We start from the raw sequence: 19,617 nt of genomic DNA, 5'->3' as shown, positions 1-19,617 counted from the left end.
ATATTACCACACCTTAAAATGCTTTAGATAGAGCAAAAAATATAAATTACATTTGCACTTAATTGCTATTAAACTATGCAAATAACCAGTACTCAAAACCCTCTAATAAAACAAGTTCTTCAGCTTCAAGAAAAATCTCGGGCACGAAAAAAAAGCGGATTATTTATAATTGAAGGGATTAGAGAAATACAACTTGCACTAAAAGGTGCTTATACCGTAAACACTTTATTGTATTGTGAATCTGTTGCCAATACAAGTGCTGTAGCTAAACTTTTAAAACAAACTACTACAAGCAATGTAGTTACCATTTCTGAAGCTGTTTATAAAAAAATAGCCTACAGAACCTCTACAGAAGGAGTAATAGCAATTGCCAATAGCAAAAACCACAATTTATCTGAGCTTACCTTTAAGCATAAAAATCCTTTGGTTTTAGTTGCAGAAGCTCCTGAAAAACCCGGAAATATTGGAGCATTATTACGAACAGCAGATGCGGCAAATTTAGATGCTGTAATAATAGCAAACCCAAAAACCGATTTGTACAATCCTAATATTGTGCGTTCTAGCGTTGGTTGTTTATTTACAAATACAATTGCAACAGGTACAACTACAGAGGTAATTAATTTTTTAAAACAGCAAAACATTCCTATTTACTGTACAGCTCTAACGGCATCTGCACTTTACTATACTCAAAATTTTAAAGATGCTGCTGCCATTGTTGTTGGAACAGAGGCAACCGGACTTAGTGAAGATTGGCTTAAAAATGCATCACAAAATATTATTATCCCAATGCAAGGAGAAATAGATTCTATGAATGTTTCGGTTGCAGCCGCAATTGTTATTTTTGAAGCCAAAAGACAACGTAACTTTAAGTAGCCTATGAGTGCAGATACTTTATTTTATGTAATTATAACCATTTTACTAATAAGTTTTATTGTAGATCAAATTTTAGATTACGTAAATGCTAAACATTTTAACGATCCCATCCCGCAAGCATTGCAAGATGTGTATGATGAAGAAGCTTATAAAAAGTCGCAAGCTTACAAAAAAACCAAGTATAAATTTGGTGTGATATCTAGCACCTTTAGTTTACTAATTACACTATTATTTTTCTTTTTAGACGGATTTGAGTGGGTAGATTCTATAGCAAGAAGCTACGCTGATAATAATATTCTAATCGCACTCATTTTCTTTGGTGTTATAATGATTGGTGCCGACATTGTGAGCTTACCTTTTTCATACTATAACACTTTTGTTATTGAAGAACGTTTTGGCTTTAACAAAACCACCTTAAAAACATTCATTTTAGATAAAATTAAAGGCTGGGTATTAATGGCTCTTTTAGGAGGATTTTTGCTAGCTGCAATTGTTTGGTTTTATGAAAAAGCAGGTCAGAATTTTTGGCTTTATGCTTGGATAGTTATCACGGTTTTCACCGTTTTTATGAATCTCTTTTACAGTAAACTCATTGTACCATTATTTAACAAACAAACCCCTTTGCAAGAGGGAAGCCTTAAAGAAGCTATTAAAGAATATGCCAATAAAGTTGGTTTTACATTAAACAACATTTTTGTAATAGATGGGTCTAAAAGATCTACAAAAGCCAATGCGTATTTTTCTGGTTTTGGTAAAGAAAAAAGAGTTACACTTTATGATACTTTACTGAATGATTTAGAAGAAGATGAGATTGTTGCCGTTTTAGCACACGAAGTCGGGCATTACAAAAAAAATCATATAATTTATAATCTAATAGCCTCTGTTTTGTTAACCGGAATAATGCTCTATTTATTAGCAATCTTTGTAAATAGCCCTACATTATCGTTAGCATTAGGCGTAAGTACACCAAGTTTTCATGTAGCGCTAATAGCATTCGGAATTTTATACAGTCCCATATCAGAACTAACCGGGCTGGCAATGAATTACTTATCGCGAAAATTTGAATATCAAGCAGACAATTATGCTAAAGAAACCTATAAAGCAGCACCTTTAATTTCGGCTCTAAAAAAACTCTCAAAAAACAGTTTAAGCAACCTGACTCCGCATAAAGCATACGTTTTTGTACATTATTCTCACCCAACTTTATGGCAACGTATTAAAAACTTAAAGGACGTTAATTAGTTGTTTAGTACAAAAGATTATACTACATTTAAAATATGCTTACCGAAGCCCAAATAGAGCAAGAAAACAAAGAGCTCAAAAAACAATACAAAGAGCTCTTACGAATAAGTTATCAGACGTTAACTAAAGAAGATAAAAAACTTATTCGTAGTGCTTTTGATGTGGCTGTAGATGCCCATAAAAATCAGCGTAGAAAATCTGGTGAAGCCTACATTTTTCATCCTATCGCTGTAGCTCGTATTGTTGCTTCAGAAATTGGCTTAGATGCCACCTCTATTGCTGCTGCTTTGTTGCATGATGTAGTAGAAGATACCGAATATACGCTTGAGGACATAGAGCGAATGTTTGGCGAAACAATTGCAAGAATTGTAGACGGGCTTACAAAAATATCTAATCTAAGTACAGAAACCGATATTTCTCTACAGGCAGAGAATTTTAGAAAAATGTTATTAACCCTTAATGACGATATAAGGGTAATTATTATTAAAATAGCAGACCGTTTGCACAATATGCAAACCATGGATTCTATGCCGGAGCATAAACAGGTTAAAATTGCTTCAGAAACACTCTACATTTACGCTCCACTTGCACACAGAATTGGACTTTACAATATTAAAACAGAATTAGAAGACTTAGGATTAAAATATACAGAGCCCGAAGTATATAACGACATTTTAAGCAAAGTAGAAGAAAGTAAAGAAGAGCAAGAAGCCTACATACAATCGTTTGCCAACGTTATTAAAGAAAGTCTTGATAAAGAAGGTCTGGAATACGAAATTAAAGGTCGTACCAAATCTATTTATTCTATAAGACGAAAAATGAAAGCTCAGAATGTGAGCTATGATGAGGTTTACGACAAATTTGCTATTCGGATTATTTATAAATCAGACCCCGCAAACGAAAAGTTTTTAGCCTGGAAAATTTACTCTATCGTAACCGATCACTTTAGGCCTAACCCTGTAAGATTACGCGACTGGATTTCATCTCCTAAATCAACCGGATACGAAGCATTACATATAACCGTTGTAGGCCCCAAAGGCAGATGGGTAGAAGTGCAAATACGTAGTGAACGTATGCATGAAATAGCCGAAAAAGGCTATGCAGCTCACTTTAAATACAAACATGGTACACAAAAAGAAGTTGGTATTGAAGACTGGCTTAACCGTTTACAAGAAGCACTTGAAAATTCTGAAGGAAATGCTGTAGATTTTGTTGAAGAATTTAAACTTAACCTATACTCTAAAGAGATTTTTGTTTTCACTCCAATGGGCGATTTAAAATCGCTGCCAAAAGGGGCAACTCCTTTAGACTTTGCATTTTCAATTCATACAGAAGTTGGTTTAAAAACCAGAGGCGCCAAAGTAAATGGCAAGCTGGTTCCGCTTAGCCATGAGCTTAAGAGTGGAGATAGAGTAGAAATTATTACCTCAGAAAACACAAAACCAACTGCTAACTGGCTTAATTACGCTACTACTGCAAAGGCACGCTCTAAAATTAGATCGTCGTTAAAAGAAGAGAAAAAGCGTATTGCAGAAGACGGTAAAGAAATTCTTCGCAGAAAGCTTAAGCATTTAAAAATAGAACTCAATGAAAAAACCGTAAACAATCTGGTTAGCTACTTTAAACTAAAAACCAGTTTAGATTTGTTTTACAGAGTTGGCATTGGCTCTATAGATAACAAAATGCTCAAAGACTTTGCTGCTACACACAATAATGCTTTCTTAAATTTCTTTAAAAATAGAATTAGAAAATCGCCCCCTCCTGAAGAAATTAATAAGGAAGAAATTACTTCTAAATATGATTTATTAGTATTTGGGAAAGAAGAAGAGCGACTTAATTATAAGCTGGCTAATTGTTGTAACCCGATTCCGGGTGATGATGTATTTGGGTTTATTAGCGTAACAGACGGAATTAAAGTACACAAAAAAAACTGTCCGAATGCCATTGCACTTCAGTCTAATTACGCATACAGAATAATACCAGCTAAGTGGATAGACTCTACACAACAAGAATTTACAGCCGAAATACAACTACAAGGTATAGATAACCTTGGTTTAGTTAGCGATGTAACCAAGGTAATTTCTAACAACATGCACGTAAACATGAAAAACATTAGTTTTGATACAGATGGAGGTGTATTTAAAGGAAAAATTACTGTAGAGGTTAAAAACAATACTATACTTAAAAAACTTATACAGAACCTAAAGAAAATAAACGGGATAGAGAAAATAACCCGAATTTAAACTACATTTGTAAGCCAAAATTGTGAACCGAAAATATGGGGAACGACAAGAATCAAGAAATAGTTAAAAACGTATTTACTAAGTTTTTAGAAGAAAACGGGCACAGAAAAACTCCTGAGAGATATGCCATTCTTCAAGAAATTTATAACAGCGATGATCATTTTGATATTGAGTCGTTGTATATAAAAATGAAAAATAAAAACTATCGTGTTAGTAGAGCCACGCTATATAACACCATAGAACTTTTGCTTGAATCTAACTTAGTTAGAAAGCATCAATTCGGGCAAAATCAGGCTCAATACGAGAAATCGTATTTTGATAGGCAGCACGACCATGTAATACTTACCGACACCGGAGAGGTTATGGAATTTTGCGACCCAAGAATTCAATCCATTAAAAAAACTATAGAAGAGGTATTTAATATCAAGATTCACAATCATTCTTTATACTTTTACGGCACAAAAAACAATACAGAAGACAAAGACAACAACTAATAATCTACACTAAAAAATTATGGCAGTCGATTTGCTACTCGGTCTACAATGGGGAGACGAAGGTAAAGGTAAAATTGTAGACGTTCTCACTAAAAACTACGACATTATTGCACGATTTCAAGGAGGCCCGAATGCCGGGCATACCTTAGAGTTTGATGGCATAAAACATGTACTGCATACAATTCCTTCAGGTATTTTTCATGAAAATGCCATAAATATAGTTGGGAACGGGGTAGTAATAGATCCGGTAATTTTTAAACGCGAATTAGATAACCTTGCTAAATTTAATATAGATATTAGTAGTAAACTGCTAATTTCTAGAAAAGCGCATTTAATATTACCTACACACCGATTATTAGATGCAGCTAGTGAAGCAGCTAAAGGCAAAGCAAAAATTGGTTCTACTTTAAAAGGTATTGGTCCTACTTATATGGATAAAACCGGCAGAAACGGTATAAGAGTTGGAGATTTAGAGCTGCCTGATTGGAAAGAAAAATACCGTGCATTAGCCAATAAGCACGAAGCTATGATTTCTTTTTATAATGTAGATGTACAGTATAACTTAAAAGAGCTTGAAGAAGAATTTATTGAAGGTGTAGAAACACTAAAAAAATTAACTTTTATAGATAGCGAGGAGTATTTACATAATGCCCAAAAAGAAGGTAAAACTATTCTTGCCGAAGGTGCACAAGGTTCTTTGTTAGATATAGATTTTGGTACGTACCCCTTTGTAACATCATCTAACACAACTGCAGCAGGTGCATGTACCGGATTAGGCGTTGCACCAACCAGTATTAATGAGGTGCTGGGTATTTTTAAGGCATATACCACACGTGTTGGTAGTGGCCCCTTCCCTACCGAGCTATTTGATGAAGATGGTAAAACAATGGCTAAAGTGGGCAATGAATTTGGTGCTACTACAGGAAGACCAAGACGTTGCGGATGGTTAGATTTGGTAGCTTTAAAATATGCCGTGCAAATAAACGGTGTTACCCAATTAATGATGATGAAAGCCGATGTGTTAAGTGGTTTTAAAGAAATTAAAGTGTGTACGGCCTATAACTATCGTGGTAAAACCATAACGCACTTACCATACAATATAGAAAGCCATAATGTAACACCAATATATACAACTTTAAAAGGCTGGGATAAAGACCTAACAAAACTAACAAGTGCAGATGATTTACCTACAGAATTAAATGATTATATAGCATTTTTAGAACAAGAAATTCAGGTTCCTATAAAAATAGTATCGGTAGGGCCGGATAGAACGCAAACTATTCATAGGTAGCAACTGTTATCTTGCCTACTAAATAGAGTAATTTTGCTATTACTATGAGCAATATTCGTATAACATACTTATTAGCATTTTTTATCGTCTTTTTTGATTTTGCCTTGGCTCAAGAAAAAACCCAAATTCTTATTCCGCACGGTGGAAACTTTACAAAAGACGAAGTAAAATATCCGGGGGCAAGCATTTTTAGTAAAGACCACAAACAAGTACAGTTTCAACATGAAGGGGCCGACCTTTTTTGTGATTTGGCAATCTTTTACCAAAAAGAAAACAGAGTAAGAGCTTACGGTAACGTTAGGTTTGTTCAAGGAGACTCTTTACAAATGCGTAGTGGCTATATAGAATATAACGGTAACACCAAATTAGCTACTGCACGAGATGGGGTAACCCTTATGAATCCAGACATGACCTTAACTACAGATACCCTTTATTTTGACAGACAAATTCAGCAAGCTTATTACAATAGTTTTGGCACTATAAGAGATTCTGTAAATGTATTAACCAGCGAAAAGGGACGCTATTTTACCCAATCAAAAAAATATCAATTTAAAACAGCCGTAACTATTACCCATCCGGATTACGTTTTAGAATCAGAACAATTAGACTATTACACAACAACAAAACATGCCTATTTGTACGGCCCATCTATCATAACCGGAAAAGATTATAAAGTATATTGTGAAAGAGGTTTTTATGATACTCAAGATGAGTTTGGGTATTTTGTGAAAAATTCACGAATAGACTACAGCAATCGTGAAATATATGGCGACAGTTTATACTTTGAAAAAGCAACAGAATTTGCTTCGGCAACAAACAATATTAAAATCATAGACACTTTAAATAAAGGGGTTATTAGAGGTCATTACGGAGAAATTTACAAAGCCAAAGATTCTGCAGTTATAACCAAAAGAGCAGTAGCCATAAACGTTATAGAGCAAGACTCTATGTACATTCATGCAGATAAACTTATGGTTACCGGAAAACCGGAACACAGAATTTTGAGAGCTTTTAACAATGCTAAATTTTATAAAACCGATTTAAGTGGTAAATGCGACTCTATTCATTTTGATCAAAAAACAGGAGTAACCCAACTAATTAAAACCCCTATTATTTGGTCTGGAGAAAACCAAATGACCGGAGATAGTATTCATTTAGTATCTAATTTAAAAACAGAAAAATTAGACTCTCTGAAAGTGCTAAATAATGCATTTATAATTCAAAAAGATACCTTAAGCAAAGATGGCTTTAATCAAATAAAAGGAAAAGACCTTTTTGGAAGATTTATAGATAACGAGCTTAAATATGTAGATGTAGTAAAAAACACAGAAGTTATTTATTACATGTATAATGATGAAAACAACCTTGTTGGTATAAATAAAAGTAAGTGCAGTGCCATTAAAATGACACTGTCTGACAACCAAATAGTAAAAATTAATTTCATTACTAATGTTGATGGAGAAATTTTGCCTGAAGAAGATTTTCCTGAAAATGCCAGAAAGTTAAGAGGATTTATTTGGCGAGGCGATGAGCAAATAAAAAGTAAAGAAGATATTTTTGATGAAGACGATAACAATATTAAACTGGTTAAAATTAGAGGAATAGACAACCCAATAGACATAGAAACCGAAGAATTAGAACATCAAAAAAATCATATAAACAAACCAAGCAATAACAATACTCCAACCAAAAACAAGCCACCTCAAAAGTTAAATAACAAGGCCACCCTTACCAAAAAACCTTTAAAAAAGAAAGATAGTAAAACCGGTAATTAAAAAGTTGAAAGAAGATTTCTTTACATACCAAGCGCAAACTACACCGCATCCTTTAGCAATGCAAGTTTCACATGCCAAAGGAAGCTTTATATACGATAATACCGGAAAAGAATATCTTGATTTTGTTGCAGGTGTGTCTGCATGTACTTTAGGCCATTCGCACCCTAAAATTGTAGAAGCCATACACCAACAGGCTCAGCAATATATGCATGTAATGGTGTACGGAGAATATGTGCAAAAACCAGCTGTAGAACTCACAAAACTTTTGGCTGAAAATTTACCGCCCTCGTTAAAAACTACCTATCTGGTTAACTCAGGCACAGAAGCCATAGAAGGCGCTTTAAAATTAGCTAAGAGAGCTACAGGCAGACATCAAATAATTGCTGCAAAAAAAGCTTACCATGGTAATACAATGGGTTCTATGAGCGTTATGGGTTTTGAAGAACGCAAACAAGCTTTCAGACCACTACTGCCCGGCGTTTCCTTTATAGAATTTAATAAGGAAGCTCATTTAAGCAAAATAACCCACAAAACAGCAGCAGTAATTTTAGAGACTATCCAAGGAGGTGCAGGTTTTATTGAGCCCCAAAACAATTATTTGGCAAAAGTTAAACAACGTTGCCAAGAAGTTGGTGCGCTATTGATTTTAGACGAAATACAACCCGGATTTGGTAGAACCGGTAAGCTTTTTGGTTTTATGAACTATAACGTAACCCCCGATATTTTGGTTATGGGTAAAGGTATGGGTGGTGGTATGCCAATTGGTGCTTTTACAGCATCGCAAGAGCTTATGGCTTTATTAAAAAACAACCCTAAATTGGGTCATATAACCACATTTGGCGGGCATCCTGTTATTGCAGCTGCAGCTTTACAAACCCTAAAAGAGCTATTAACTACCTCATTAATAAAAGATACTTTAAAAAAAGAAAAACTATTCAGAACTCACTTAAAACACCCTCTAATTAAAGAAATTAGAGGTAAAGGTTTAATGCTTGCCGTAATGTTAGACAATGCAGAATTAGTAAACAAGGTTATTTTGCGCTGTCAAGAAAAAGGACTCATTTTATTTTGGCTTTTATTTGAACCGAAAGCAATACGAATTACTCCTCCTTTAACCATTTCTGAAGAAGAAATTTTAAAAGGCTGTAACATCTTGTTAGAAACTTTAGACGAAGTGTATACTAAACCTGTTAACTAATTTGTTAATAACAATAAGAGATTTACCCCAAAGGTATCTAATCAAATTTTAATTTTAATTACATAGAAATCTAACCGATTGCCTATGCTTCTTAACTCTGGTGCAGACAACAATTTACCCCTTTCAAAATTTGAATCAATGCTCAAAACAAACGATGTGTATTTTTTTGATGCAGAAGATTTTGAGCAAATAATTCACCATTACTTAAACATCGGAAAAATATCGTTGGCTAAAAAAGCCTTAAACATAGGGTTAAGTCAGCATCCAACCTCAATAGAGCTTAGATTGCTAAGGGTTGAAATTCTTGTTTTTGAGAATAAATTTGACCAAGCCGATGAGCTTCTTGATCAACTACAAGAAATCGAAGCCTCTAACGAAGAAATTTACATTCAACGAGCCAACATTCTTTCTAAACAAGACCAACATTTAGATGCTATTGAGTTTTTAAAATTGGCATTAGCCGTTTCTGAAGATCCGGCAGATGTTTATACCTTAATCGGTATGGAGTATTTGTTTTTAGAAGATTATGAGTCGGCTAAAGAATACTTTATGAAGTGTTTAGAAATAGACAAAGAAGATTATACCGCACTTTATAATGTTATTTATTGTTTTGATTTTCTTGAAGATAATGATGGTGCTATAGATTATTTAAACATTTATATAGACAGTAATCCGTATTGTGAAGTTGCTTGGCATCAATTAGGCAAACAATACTTTACCAAAAAAATGTTTAAAGAGGCACTTACTGCTTTTGATTTTGCCATTATTTCTGATGATACTTTTATAGGTGCGTATTTAGAAAAAGGAAAAGTTTTAGAGCGATTAGGCAGGTATAATGAGGCTATAGAAAATTACGAAATAACTCTTTCTCTAGACGATCCTACATCATTTGCTTATTTAAGAATTGGTAAATGTCACGAAAAATTAGGCAACTTTGATTTAGCTAAAAAATACTACTACAAAACAGTTCATGAAGATCCTTTATTAGATAAAGGATGGACAGCCATTACAGATTTTTACTATCGTCAAGAAAATTATCAAAAAGCCCTTTACTACATTAACAAAGCCATTAGTATAGATACAGAAAATGTGCTTTACTGGAAACGAAGTGCAGAAATAAACAAAAAACTACATTTTTACGAAGAAGCAGATATAGCATACCAAAAGGCTGTAGAACTTGGTAATTATGAGTTAGACACTTGGATTTCTTGGGCAGATATATTAGTTAAACTGGGAGAATACAAAGATGCCGTTCATACACTATTACAAGCTATAGAATTTTACCCGGAAAATGCAGATATAGAGTACAGATTGGCTGGTGTTTACTATTTAATGTCTGATGCTTTAAAAGGAAAATTTCACTTAAAAAATGCCCTACGCACTAACTTTACAAAGCATCAAATTTTAAAAAATAAATTTCCAACAATTTACACCAGACCTTCAATTAAGAATATTATAACAGATTTTAAAAATACTTCAGCTTAAATTTGCCTACTTTTGTGGCTGTTTTTAACAAAAAGTATGGCAAACAGAACGCTATTAGATTACTTTATTGTTTTGCTTAAAGGTATCGCCATGGGTGCTGCCGATGTGGTCCCTGGGGTATCTGGTGGTACAATTGCCTTCATATCTGGCATATACCAAGAGCTAATACTTTCTATAAACAATATTAATTTACAAGCACTAAAAATATTGCGAAACCATGGCATTCTAGCAGCCTGGAAACACATAAACGGTAATTTTCTTGCAACACTTTTAAGTGGTATTTTAATAAGCTTTTTCACGCTAATGCGCTTAGTAAAATGGTTGCTAGAAAATCATCCAATATTACTTTGGGCCTTTTTCTTTGGATTGGTGTTAGCAAGTATACTCTTTGTTGGAAAGCAAATAAAAAAATGGAATTTTACACTTGTTGCTGCATTAATTTTAGGCGCTTTTATAGCCTATTACATAACTACACTACCTCCTTTAGCAACCAATAGCAGCCCTTATTTTCTTTTTCTATGTGGCGCACTGGCAATTTGTGCAATGATTTTACCCGGTATTTCCGGAGCATTTATACTTGTACTTTTAGGCGCTTACAAAGTGGTGTCTGACGCTACTCATGATTTTGATTTTAAAACCTTATCAATTTTAGCCGGAGGTGCTGTTTTTGGTTTACTAAGTTTTTCTAGAGTGTTAAAGTGGTTATTTAATAATTTCCCAAACACCACCTTAGCACTACTCACAGGTTTTATTTTAGGCTCACTTAACAAAATATGGCCTTGGAAAAAGGTATTAGAAACTAAAATTATTGCCGGCAAAGAAATAGTGCTAAAAGAAGAAAGTATTTCTCCGTTTCAATTTCAAGGAGACAGCCAATTACTAAGTGCTATTGTGTTGGCTCTTGTTGGTTTTTTAACAATTGTTATTTTAGAAAAACTAGCACAAAAAAAAGAAGGTAATGAATAGTGACAGGACGTTTCAGGATAAAATCTTCTTAATTATAAAGGGGTTAGCTATGGGTGCAGCTAACAAAGTTCCCGGAGTTTCTGGCGGAATTGTTGCTTTTGTTGCCGGCTTTTACGAAGAATTTATTTATTCACTTCAAAAAATAAATTTAAAAGCATTTAAACTTTTAATAAATGGCAGGTTTAAAAGCTTTTTTCAATATACAAATGCTCGTTTTTTAGGTCTTTTAATACTCGGAATGCTAATTAGCTATTTTAGCGTTTCTAAAATTTTAGACTATTTCATTCAAAAGAAAGAGCTTTTTGTTTGGGCCGCTTTTTTTGGAATGATATTAGGATCTATTTACTACATAGCAAAAGACTTTAACCATTGGAATAAAAAAACAATTATTGCACTTATTACAGGCATTGTAGTAGGAATTTCTATAAGTTTTTTAAATCCGGCAAAAGAAAACAACAACCTAATTTTTGTTTTTTTCTGTGGAATTATAAGTGTTTCCGGAATGACGCTCCCCGGTTTATCCGGTTCTTTTATTCTTATACTTTTAGGTAATTACGTGTTGCTTTTAGTTGATTCTGTAAATGCTCTATATGATACATTCGCTGATGTTTTTAGTGGTGATTTTGATTTTATTAAAGATCCGGATCGTATAGAAAAATTAAAAATTCTTGCTGTATTTACCTTGGGTTCTGCCACTGGGTTAGTAACCCTATCGCATTTGCTAAATTACGTTCTAAAGCATTTTAAAAATATTACAACTGCCCTAATAATAGGTTTTATTTCGGGGTCTTTAGGCGTGGTATGGCCCTGGAAAAAAACAATTTATAAAACAGCACAAGATGGTAGTTTTATTTTAGACTCTAACGGCAATAAAATCATTCAAAACTACCAGCGCTATTGGCCAGATGTATCTAATCAAGAAACTTGGTGGGCGGTGTTGTTTATTGTTGTTGGAATTTTAATAGTTTTGGCTTTAGACTGGTATGGAAAACGAACAAAAAAAGTCGGTTAAACTATTTGGCCTTATTGGTAAAAATATAGATTATTCTTTCTCTAAAGGCTATTTTACCAATAAGTTTAAAGAGCTAAATTTACAAGACCACCAATATGTAAATTTTGATATTGATGCTATTGCTCATTTTCAACAAATCTTATCAGAAAATCCCAATTTACAAGGCTTAAATGTAACCATACCGTATAAAGAAGCTGTAATTCCTTTTTTAGATGATTTAGATGAGCAAGCAGCTAAAATAGGTGCTGTAAATACTATTAAAATTACAAACAAAGGGTTAAAAGGTTTTAATACAGATTCATACGGATTTTATAAAGCAATTGAATCTTATTTAAAACCATCTCATAAAAACGCATTGGTTTTAGGAACCGGTGGTGCTGCTAAAGCAATTTGTTATGTGTTACAGCAAAACAATATAAACTTCACTCAGGTAAGTCGTACAAGAAAATCTAATTGTATTAACTATCAACAACTTACCAAACAAATTATAGAGCAAAATACCGTAATAATTAACTGCACACCTCTAGGTACTTATCCTGATATTTTAAAAAAACCCAATATTCCATATCAGTTTATATCTTCAGATCATTTACTTTTTGATTTAATTTATAATCCTGAAGAAACTGCTTTTTTAAAAGAAGGAAAGTTAAAAGGAGCTACAACAGTAAATGGTTTAGCTATGCTAATAAATCAAGCAGAAAAAGCCTGGGAAATCTGGAATAGCTAAATTTTCTTAGCCCTATCCAGGCCAACTATTCAAAAAGTTTTGCCATTTAATCAGTTGTTAGTATCTTTCCCATTGAAACAGTGAACCTTAAACATTGTATAGATGTTAGAAGAAAAAAATGATAACCTGCCAGAGGCAGAAGGACAAGAAGAAGCAGTAAATAGTACTCAAGAAGAAACCAGCAAAACCCCAATGCCAGACTCAACAGAAGATGCTTCAGAAAACAAAGGGGACGATGTGCAAAATGAGATAGACTCTTCTAATGCTGAAGATGCCGAAGATGAAGAAAATCATAAACGGCACGAAATACCTATGCCGGATTATCATGCTATGAATATGGACGAGCTTATTCAAGAGCTCGAACATTTATTAAAAACTCAAAAGGTTCAAGCTATAAAAAACCACGTTGACACCATTAAATATGAGTTCGACTTAAAGTTTCAAGAGTTACTGGAAGAGAAAAAAGAAGAGTTTATAAATGAAGGTGGCAACGAAATAGATTTTCACTTTTCTTCTCCATTAAAAACCAGATTCAACAAAATTTATAAAGAATATAAAGAAAAACGTCACCAGTACTATAAAAACTTAGAGCAAACCTTAAAAGCAAATCTTGCTAAACGTTTAGAAATAATAGAAGAGCTTAAAGGGCTTATTAACGTAGAAGAAAATATAAATACCACTTATAAGCACTTTAAAGAAATACAAGATAGGTGGCGTAATGCGGGTCCAATTCCAAGAGTAAATTACAACGATGTTTGGAGAACCTACCACCATCATGTAGAGCGTTTTTATGACTTTTTAGATTTAAACAGAGATTTAAGAGATTTAGATTTTAAACGAAATTTAGAAGAAAAAGAAAAGCTTATTGAAAGAGCTAAAGCGCTTTTAGATGAAGAAGATGTTATGAAAGCATTTAGAGAGTTACAAATGCTTCATAAAATCTGGAAAGAAGATATTGGCCCTGTAGATAGAGAGCATCGCGAAGATGTTTGGAATAGGTTTAGCGCTATAACAAAAGAGCTTCATAAAAAAAGGCAAGAGTATTTTAAAAACTTAGATAAAGTTTATGAAGCAAACTTAGAGAAGAAACAAGAAATCATTCAAAAAATTCAAGAAATTACAGCCAATCCAGCTAACAATCATAATGGTTGGCAACAACAAATTAAAGATATAGAAGAGCTTAGAGAAGCTTTCTTTAAAGCCGGAAGGGTTCCAAAACACGTAAACGAAGAAACATGGGCTGCTTTTAAAGAGGCTGTAAGAGCTTTTAACCGAAACAAAAATGCTTTTTATAAAAGCCTTAAAAAAGCACAACAAGAAAATTTAGAGAAAAAGTTAGAATTGGTTAAAATAGCCGAGTCTCTTAAAGACAGTGAGGATTGGGAAGAAACTACCCCAATAATGAAAAAAATACAAGCCGATTGGAAAAATATTGGCCACGTTCCGAGAAAATATTCCGATAAAATTTGGAATGATTTTAAGGCGGCTTGTAATCATTATTTTGACAGGTATCATGCTCAAAAGAAAGAAGCTAATAAAGAAGAATATGAAGCTTTTGAAAAGAAAAAAGCTTTCTTAGACAACCTTAAAAGCTATGAACTTTCTGATGATAAAGATAAAAATCTAGAAACTGTTAAAGGCTTTATTGAAGAGTGGGGAACCTTTGGTAAAGTGCCGTACAATAAACGAAGTATAGATGCCAAGTTCTATAAAATTATTGATGCTCTGTGCAAAAAAATGAATTTAAGCAAACAAGAGGCAGAGCTTTTAAAATACGGCAACAGAATAGAGCAATTATCTAATGCAGAAGATGAACGTTTAATAGATAATGAGCGTATTTTTATTAAACGTAAGATTGATGAAGTTAAAAACGAAATACGACAGTTAGAAAATAATTTAGAGTTTATTAATGCAGACGAAAGTAATCCGGTGGTGCAAGAAGTAATGAAAAATATTGAGCGCCACAAAGAGTCATTAGGCATTTGGAAAGCTAAACTCAAAAAACTTAAAAATTTATAGAATTTATTAAATAAAAAAACCGGCAAAATTGCCGGTTTTTTTTATCCTTATTTATATAGTCTATTTAGCAACATTTACAGCTCTTGTTTCTCTAATTACTGTAACTTTTACCTGACCGGGATAGGTCATGTCTTTTTGGATTTTTTGAGAAATTTCAAATGATAGTTCAGCTGCCTTATCATCACTTACTTTCTCACTCTCTACAATAACTCTAAGCTCTCTTCCGGCTTGTATTGCATAAGCTTTTTTAACTCCTGTAAACCCAAAAGCAATATCTTCTAAATCTTTTAAGCGTTGAATGTAAGAGTCTAACACCTGTCTTCTTGCGCCCGGACGAGCACCACTAATAGCGTCACAAACCTGAACAATAGGCGCTAATAAAGTTTTCATTTCTATCTCATCATGGTGAGCACCAATTGCATTGCAAACTTCCGGTTTCTCTCCATATTTTTCTGCCCATTCCATTCCTAAGATAGCATGAGGCACTTCGGTTTCTGTATCCGGAACTTTTCCTATATCATGTAGCAATCCTGCTCTTTTAGCTAGTTTAGGATTTAATCCAAGCTCTGCAGCCATTACTCCGCAAAGTTTAGCCACTTCTCTTGAGTGTTGCAATAAGTTTTGTCCGTACGAAGAGCGGTACTTCATTCTACCCACAGCTTTAATAAGCTCGGGGTGTAAGCCATGAATTCCTAAATCTATTACAGTTCGTTTTCCAACTTCAATAATTTCTTCTTCAATTTGCTTAGTAACTTTTTGTACCACCTCTTCTATTCTGGCAGGATGTATTCTTCCGTCTGTTACTAATCTGTGAAGTGATAATCTTGCTATTTCTCTTCTAACCGAATCAAAGCAAGAAAGTATAATTGCCTCCGGAGTATCATCTACAATAATTTCTACTCCGGTAGCAGCCTCTAAAGCTCTAATATTACGTCCTTCTCTACCAATTATTCTTCCTTTAACATCATCAGATTCTAAGTTAAATACAGAAACACAATTTTCTATTGCTTCTTCTGTACCTATACGTTGAATGGTGTTAACTACAATTTTTTTGGCTTCCTGCTGTGCAGTTAGTTTAGCCTCTTCTAATGTTTTTTGAATATAGGTCATCGCATCACTTTTAGCATCTGCTTTAAGCGATTCTATTAGTTGCGCCTTTGCATCTTCTGCCGATAGACCCGATATAACCTCTAATTGTTCAATTTGGTTTTTGTGAAGCTTATCTAATTCAGCTTGTCTTTTTTCTAAATAATCAAGCCTGTAATCGTAGTCTTTAATTTTAGCTTCTACCTCGCTATTTAGCTTTTTTTGTTTAGCAAGCTCATTAGAGATTTGAGATTCTTTATCTCTGGCTCTTTTCTCTATTTCACCAATTTTCTTTTCTTTAGAGAGAATTACTTTTTCGTGCTCTGCTTTAAGCTCTAAAAATTTTTCTTTAGCCTGAAAAATCTTGTCTTTTTTAATATTTTCTCCTTCTGCTTCTGCTTGTTTAAGTATAGAAGCAGCCTCTTTTTTTGCATTAGCAATTAGTTTAGACGCCTTGCTCTTTTCTACTAGTTTTGCTACTAAAAATCCTAAAACCAAACCAACTACTCCTGTAATAATAAGTGTTGTTGCATCCATCGTATCAATATTATTTTAGTCATAAAAAAAGCCTACATTGGTTTGAAGTTTTGTACAAACTCCTTCTGACAGGTTTAAGGCTACCATGCTGATCAAGGATCCGTGACTAAGACGGCATGCTTTTACAACACGAACTCACCTTTTTTAATTGTAATAGTGTTGAGTTTGTCAAAATAAAACACCAATGTAGGCAGTAATAAATATTGTATTTAAAGAACGTTAGCTAAGATGCTCAGATAAAAGCTTATTTAAGGTTTCAAGACGTTGTTTAGCTTGAGCTACATCATTATCTATATCTATGTTTTTTTGCTCTAACTGAGACGCAAATTGCAATGCACACATAGCCAATACATCTTGTTTATCTCGTACCGCATAACTTTGCTCAAATTGCTTAATTAAACCTTCTATTTTTTTTGCAGCTTTCCGAAGCCCCTCTTCTTGACTGGGGTTAATGGTTAACGGATATACTCTGTCTGCAATAGTAAGTTTAATTTTAAGCTTGTTATCCATATGTATTTAACAGCTATTCGGCTAATTGCGATATACATTCGTCTAATTCCCGAATTAAAGCATTTATCTTTAGCTTAGCTTCTTTTTTCTCATTACTGCCAAGTATTGAGCTTGCCAACTTAAGCGATTCGTATTTTTCTTTCCAGTCTGCAACTTCATGTTCAAGTTGCACTTTCTGGTTCTCTAAAGTTGCTACTTGCTCTTGTAATTTACCATTAGCTTGCTTGTATAATTCTAATTTATGAAGCAATTTGCTAATACGATTTTCTAGAACATCCACAATTTCAGAGATATCGCTCATATTGCAAAATCAATACATGTTACTTACAAAGGTAACATACCTTAGCATAGTTCGCAATATTTTTTGTTAAAATATTCTTACCTATAAAACTCGCTTGTTTTATGTATTTGTTTTTTATAAGATTGTTTTAAATTTTATACATTAGTCTCGAAGCCTATTACTATGAGAACACTCTTCTTGCTTTGCTTTTTTGTTAGTAGCTACATTACCTGTATTGCTCAATATAATTATCCGGAAAACTATTTTAGATCACCTTTAGATATTCCGTTAATTTTATCGGGAACTTTTGGAGAGTTACGTTCTAATCACTTTCATTCAGGAATAGATATAAAAACTCAACAAAGAGAAGGGCTTCCGGTATATGCAATTGCCGATGGTGTTGTTACCCGTATTAAAATTTCTATATGGGGTTACGGTAAAGCTATTTATGTGGCACATCCTAATGGCTACACCTCTGTTTATGCGCATTTACAAAAATTTTCTCCAGAAATAGAAGCCTACATAAAACAAAAACAATACGAGCAAGAAACGTTTGAAATTGAGTTATTTCCTGATGAAACTCAACTAAAAGTTAACAAAGGTGATGTTATTGCTTACAGTGGTAACACCGGAGGGTCTGGCGGGCCGCATTTGCATTTTGAAATTAGAAATACTGCAACACAAAAACCTATTAATCCTTTGTTTTTTGGTTTTGATGTTAAAGACACCCAAAGTCCCATGGTACAAGAGCTATACGCTTATCCTGTTGGAGAAAATTCACAAGTTAACCAATCTGCCAAAAAAGTTAGGATACCTCTTAACAGAACTCCTTCAGGTAGCTTAGAGGCTGGTAAAGTAACTGCTTTGGGTACAATTGGATTTGGAATTAACACCTACGACAGGCAAGATTTGGCATACAACAAAAATGGAGTTTACCAAGTACAAATGCTTGTTAATGGTACGCCTCATTTTTCATATAATTTTGATTCGTTTTCTTTTACCGAAACACGATATATTAATACGCTTATAGATTACGAACATTACATAGAAGACAAAAGACGAATACAATACTGTTTTAAACAGCCTCACAGTAAATTAAGTGTGTACAATACTAAAAACGGAAACGGATTACTTACTGTTAACCCCGGGCAATTTTACAACATAAAGCTTTTAGTTAAAGATATTTATGGCAATCAAACCACTATTAATATTCCTGTTGAAGGTAAAGCGCAAGAGGTGTTAACTACACCTAAACCCGAACCTGCAAACACCTACTTGATTTCTAACCAACCCAATAGTTATAATTTAGGTATTGCAACCGTGTATTTTCCGGCCGGAACATTTTATAAAAACCAAAACTTACAACTATTATCTAATTCAGATACAATTATTGTTCATAATAATAAAGTTCCTGTTCACAGAAATTTTACCATTACTTTTAACGTAGCCAAATACAGCCATAAAGAGCGCGAAAAAATGTTTATAGCGTATTTAAATAATAAAAATGAACCTGTATTTTTAAAAACATACAAAAGAAACAACACCTTTAGCGCCCGTACTAAAACCTTGGGTAAGTTTACTCTTAGTACAGATACTATTGCACCTACAATTAGACCTAAGAACTTTAAGCCTAATAAATGGTTATCTAACTACAATTACTTAACTCTTAAAATTAAAGACGATTTAAGCGGAATTGCTACTTATAATGCTTACCTGAATGGAGAATGGATTTTAATGGAGTACGATCCTAAAACAGCAACTTTAAAGTATAATTTTAATGATAAAACATTTAAAAACACAAAATATAATCTTAGAGTGGTTGTTTCAGATAATGTGGGCAACACAACTACCTACTCTTGCGTTTTTTATAAAAAATAAA

At 33.5% G+C, this 19,617-nt stretch carries 16 protein-coding genes and 1 other RNA gene; 13 read left to right on the top strand and 4 right to left on the bottom strand.

The features are described from left to right. Positions 1-75: 75 nt before the first annotated feature. The 12 genes from ACZ5CF_RS06580 (at position 76) to ACZ5CF_RS06525 (ending at position 15,325) form a co-directional block, all read left to right on the top strand. Positions 76-873 (top strand): TrmH family RNA methyltransferase, encoded by a 798-nt coding sequence (locus ACZ5CF_RS06580; protein ID WP_464578379.1) that lies wholly within the window; start codon positions 76-78, stop codon positions 871-873. Positions 874-876: 3 nt separating this feature from the next. Next, on the top strand, positions 877-2,115 hold the full coding sequence (locus ACZ5CF_RS06575) for a M48 family metallopeptidase (protein ID WP_464578378.1): 1,239 nt from the start codon (positions 877-879) through the stop codon (positions 2,113-2,115). A 35-nt stretch (positions 2,116-2,150) separates the two neighbouring features. After that, complete coding sequence (locus ACZ5CF_RS06570; RefSeq protein WP_464578377.1) at positions 2,151-4,358, top strand: RelA/SpoT family protein; 2,208 nt, start codon at positions 2,151-2,153, stop codon at positions 4,356-4,358. A gap of 35 nt (positions 4,359-4,393) precedes the next feature. Further along, the gene (locus tag ACZ5CF_RS06565; RefSeq protein WP_464578376.1) at positions 4,394-4,852 is read left to right on the top strand and encodes a Fur family transcriptional regulator; all 459 of its coding nucleotides are present in this window, start codon (positions 4,394-4,396) and stop codon (positions 4,850-4,852) included. A gap of 19 nt (positions 4,853-4,871) precedes the next feature. Continuing rightward, positions 4,872-6,143, top strand: coding sequence for an adenylosuccinate synthase (locus ACZ5CF_RS06560; protein WP_464578374.1), 1,272 nt, complete (start codon positions 4,872-4,874; stop codon positions 6,141-6,143). Between the two features lie 44 nt (positions 6,144-6,187). Further along, complete coding sequence (locus ACZ5CF_RS06555; protein ID WP_464578372.1) at positions 6,188-7,918, top strand: OstA-like protein; 1,731 nt, start codon at positions 6,188-6,190, stop codon at positions 7,916-7,918. 4 nt (positions 7,919-7,922) lie between these two features. Then, positions 7,923-9,116, top strand: coding sequence for an aspartate aminotransferase family protein (locus tag ACZ5CF_RS06550; RefSeq protein WP_464578371.1), 1,194 nt, complete (start codon positions 7,923-7,925; stop codon positions 9,114-9,116). A gap of 84 nt (positions 9,117-9,200) precedes the next feature. Then, a complete protein-coding gene (locus tag ACZ5CF_RS06545; RefSeq protein WP_464578369.1) occupies positions 9,201-10,601 on the top strand; it encodes a tetratricopeptide repeat protein in 1,401 nt (466 codons plus the stop codon). A gap of 36 nt (positions 10,602-10,637) precedes the next feature. Next, on the top strand, positions 10,638-11,567 hold the full coding sequence (locus ACZ5CF_RS06540) for a polyprenyl-phosphate transporter (protein WP_464578367.1): 930 nt from the start codon (positions 10,638-10,640) through the stop codon (positions 11,565-11,567). Continuing rightward, on the top strand, positions 11,560-12,579 hold the full coding sequence (locus ACZ5CF_RS06535) for a DUF368 domain-containing protein (protein WP_464578366.1): 1,020 nt from the start codon (positions 11,560-11,562) through the stop codon (positions 12,577-12,579). Before ACZ5CF_RS06540 ends, ACZ5CF_RS06535 begins: the two co-directional genes overlap by 8 nt. After that, on the top strand, positions 12,551-13,306 hold the full coding sequence (locus ACZ5CF_RS06530) for a shikimate dehydrogenase family protein (RefSeq protein ID WP_464578365.1): 756 nt from the start codon (positions 12,551-12,553) through the stop codon (positions 13,304-13,306). Before ACZ5CF_RS06535 ends, ACZ5CF_RS06530 begins: the two co-directional genes overlap by 29 nt. Before the next feature lie 102 nt (positions 13,307-13,408). After that, positions 13,409-15,325, top strand: a complete 1,917-nt coding sequence (locus ACZ5CF_RS06525) for a DUF349 domain-containing protein (protein ID WP_464578363.1) — start codon at positions 13,409-13,411, stop codon at positions 15,323-15,325. 60 nt (positions 15,326-15,385) lie between these two features. Here the strand turns inward: ACZ5CF_RS06525 and rny are convergent, their stop codons facing one another. From rny to ACZ5CF_RS06505, 4 genes are all read right to left on the bottom strand, one after another. Next, entirely contained in the window at positions 15,386-16,948 is a 1,563-nt protein-coding gene (gene rny, locus ACZ5CF_RS06520) for a ribonuclease Y (RefSeq protein WP_464578362.1), read from the bottom strand. Positions 16,949-17,004: 56 nt separating this feature from the next. Beyond that, positions 17,005-17,113: non-coding RNA, 6S RNA (ssrS, locus tag ACZ5CF_RS06515), on the bottom strand. A gap of 54 nt (positions 17,114-17,167) precedes the next feature. After that, positions 17,168-17,458 (bottom strand): cell division protein ZapA, encoded by a 291-nt coding sequence (locus ACZ5CF_RS06510; protein ID WP_464578361.1) that lies wholly within the window; start codon positions 17,456-17,458, stop codon positions 17,168-17,170. Between the two features lie 13 nt (positions 17,459-17,471). After that, positions 17,472-17,759 carry a hypothetical protein gene (locus tag ACZ5CF_RS06505; RefSeq protein WP_464578360.1) on the bottom strand — a complete coding sequence of 96 codons (288 nt, stop codon included), beginning with the start codon at positions 17,757-17,759 and terminating at the stop codon, positions 17,472-17,474. 162 nt (positions 17,760-17,921) lie between these two features. Here ACZ5CF_RS06505 and ACZ5CF_RS06500 point away from each other — a divergent pair, with 162 nt between their 5' ends. Further along, positions 17,922-19,616, top strand: a complete 1,695-nt coding sequence (locus ACZ5CF_RS06500; RefSeq protein WP_464578359.1) for a M23 family metallopeptidase — start codon at positions 17,922-17,924, stop codon at positions 19,614-19,616. Position 19,617 lies beyond the last annotated feature (1 nt).

Source organism: Lutaonella thermophila (assembly GCF_055387725.1).
The sequence above is the reverse complement of the archived record's forward strand: the minus strand, read 5'-3'. Positions and strand labels throughout refer to the sequence as shown.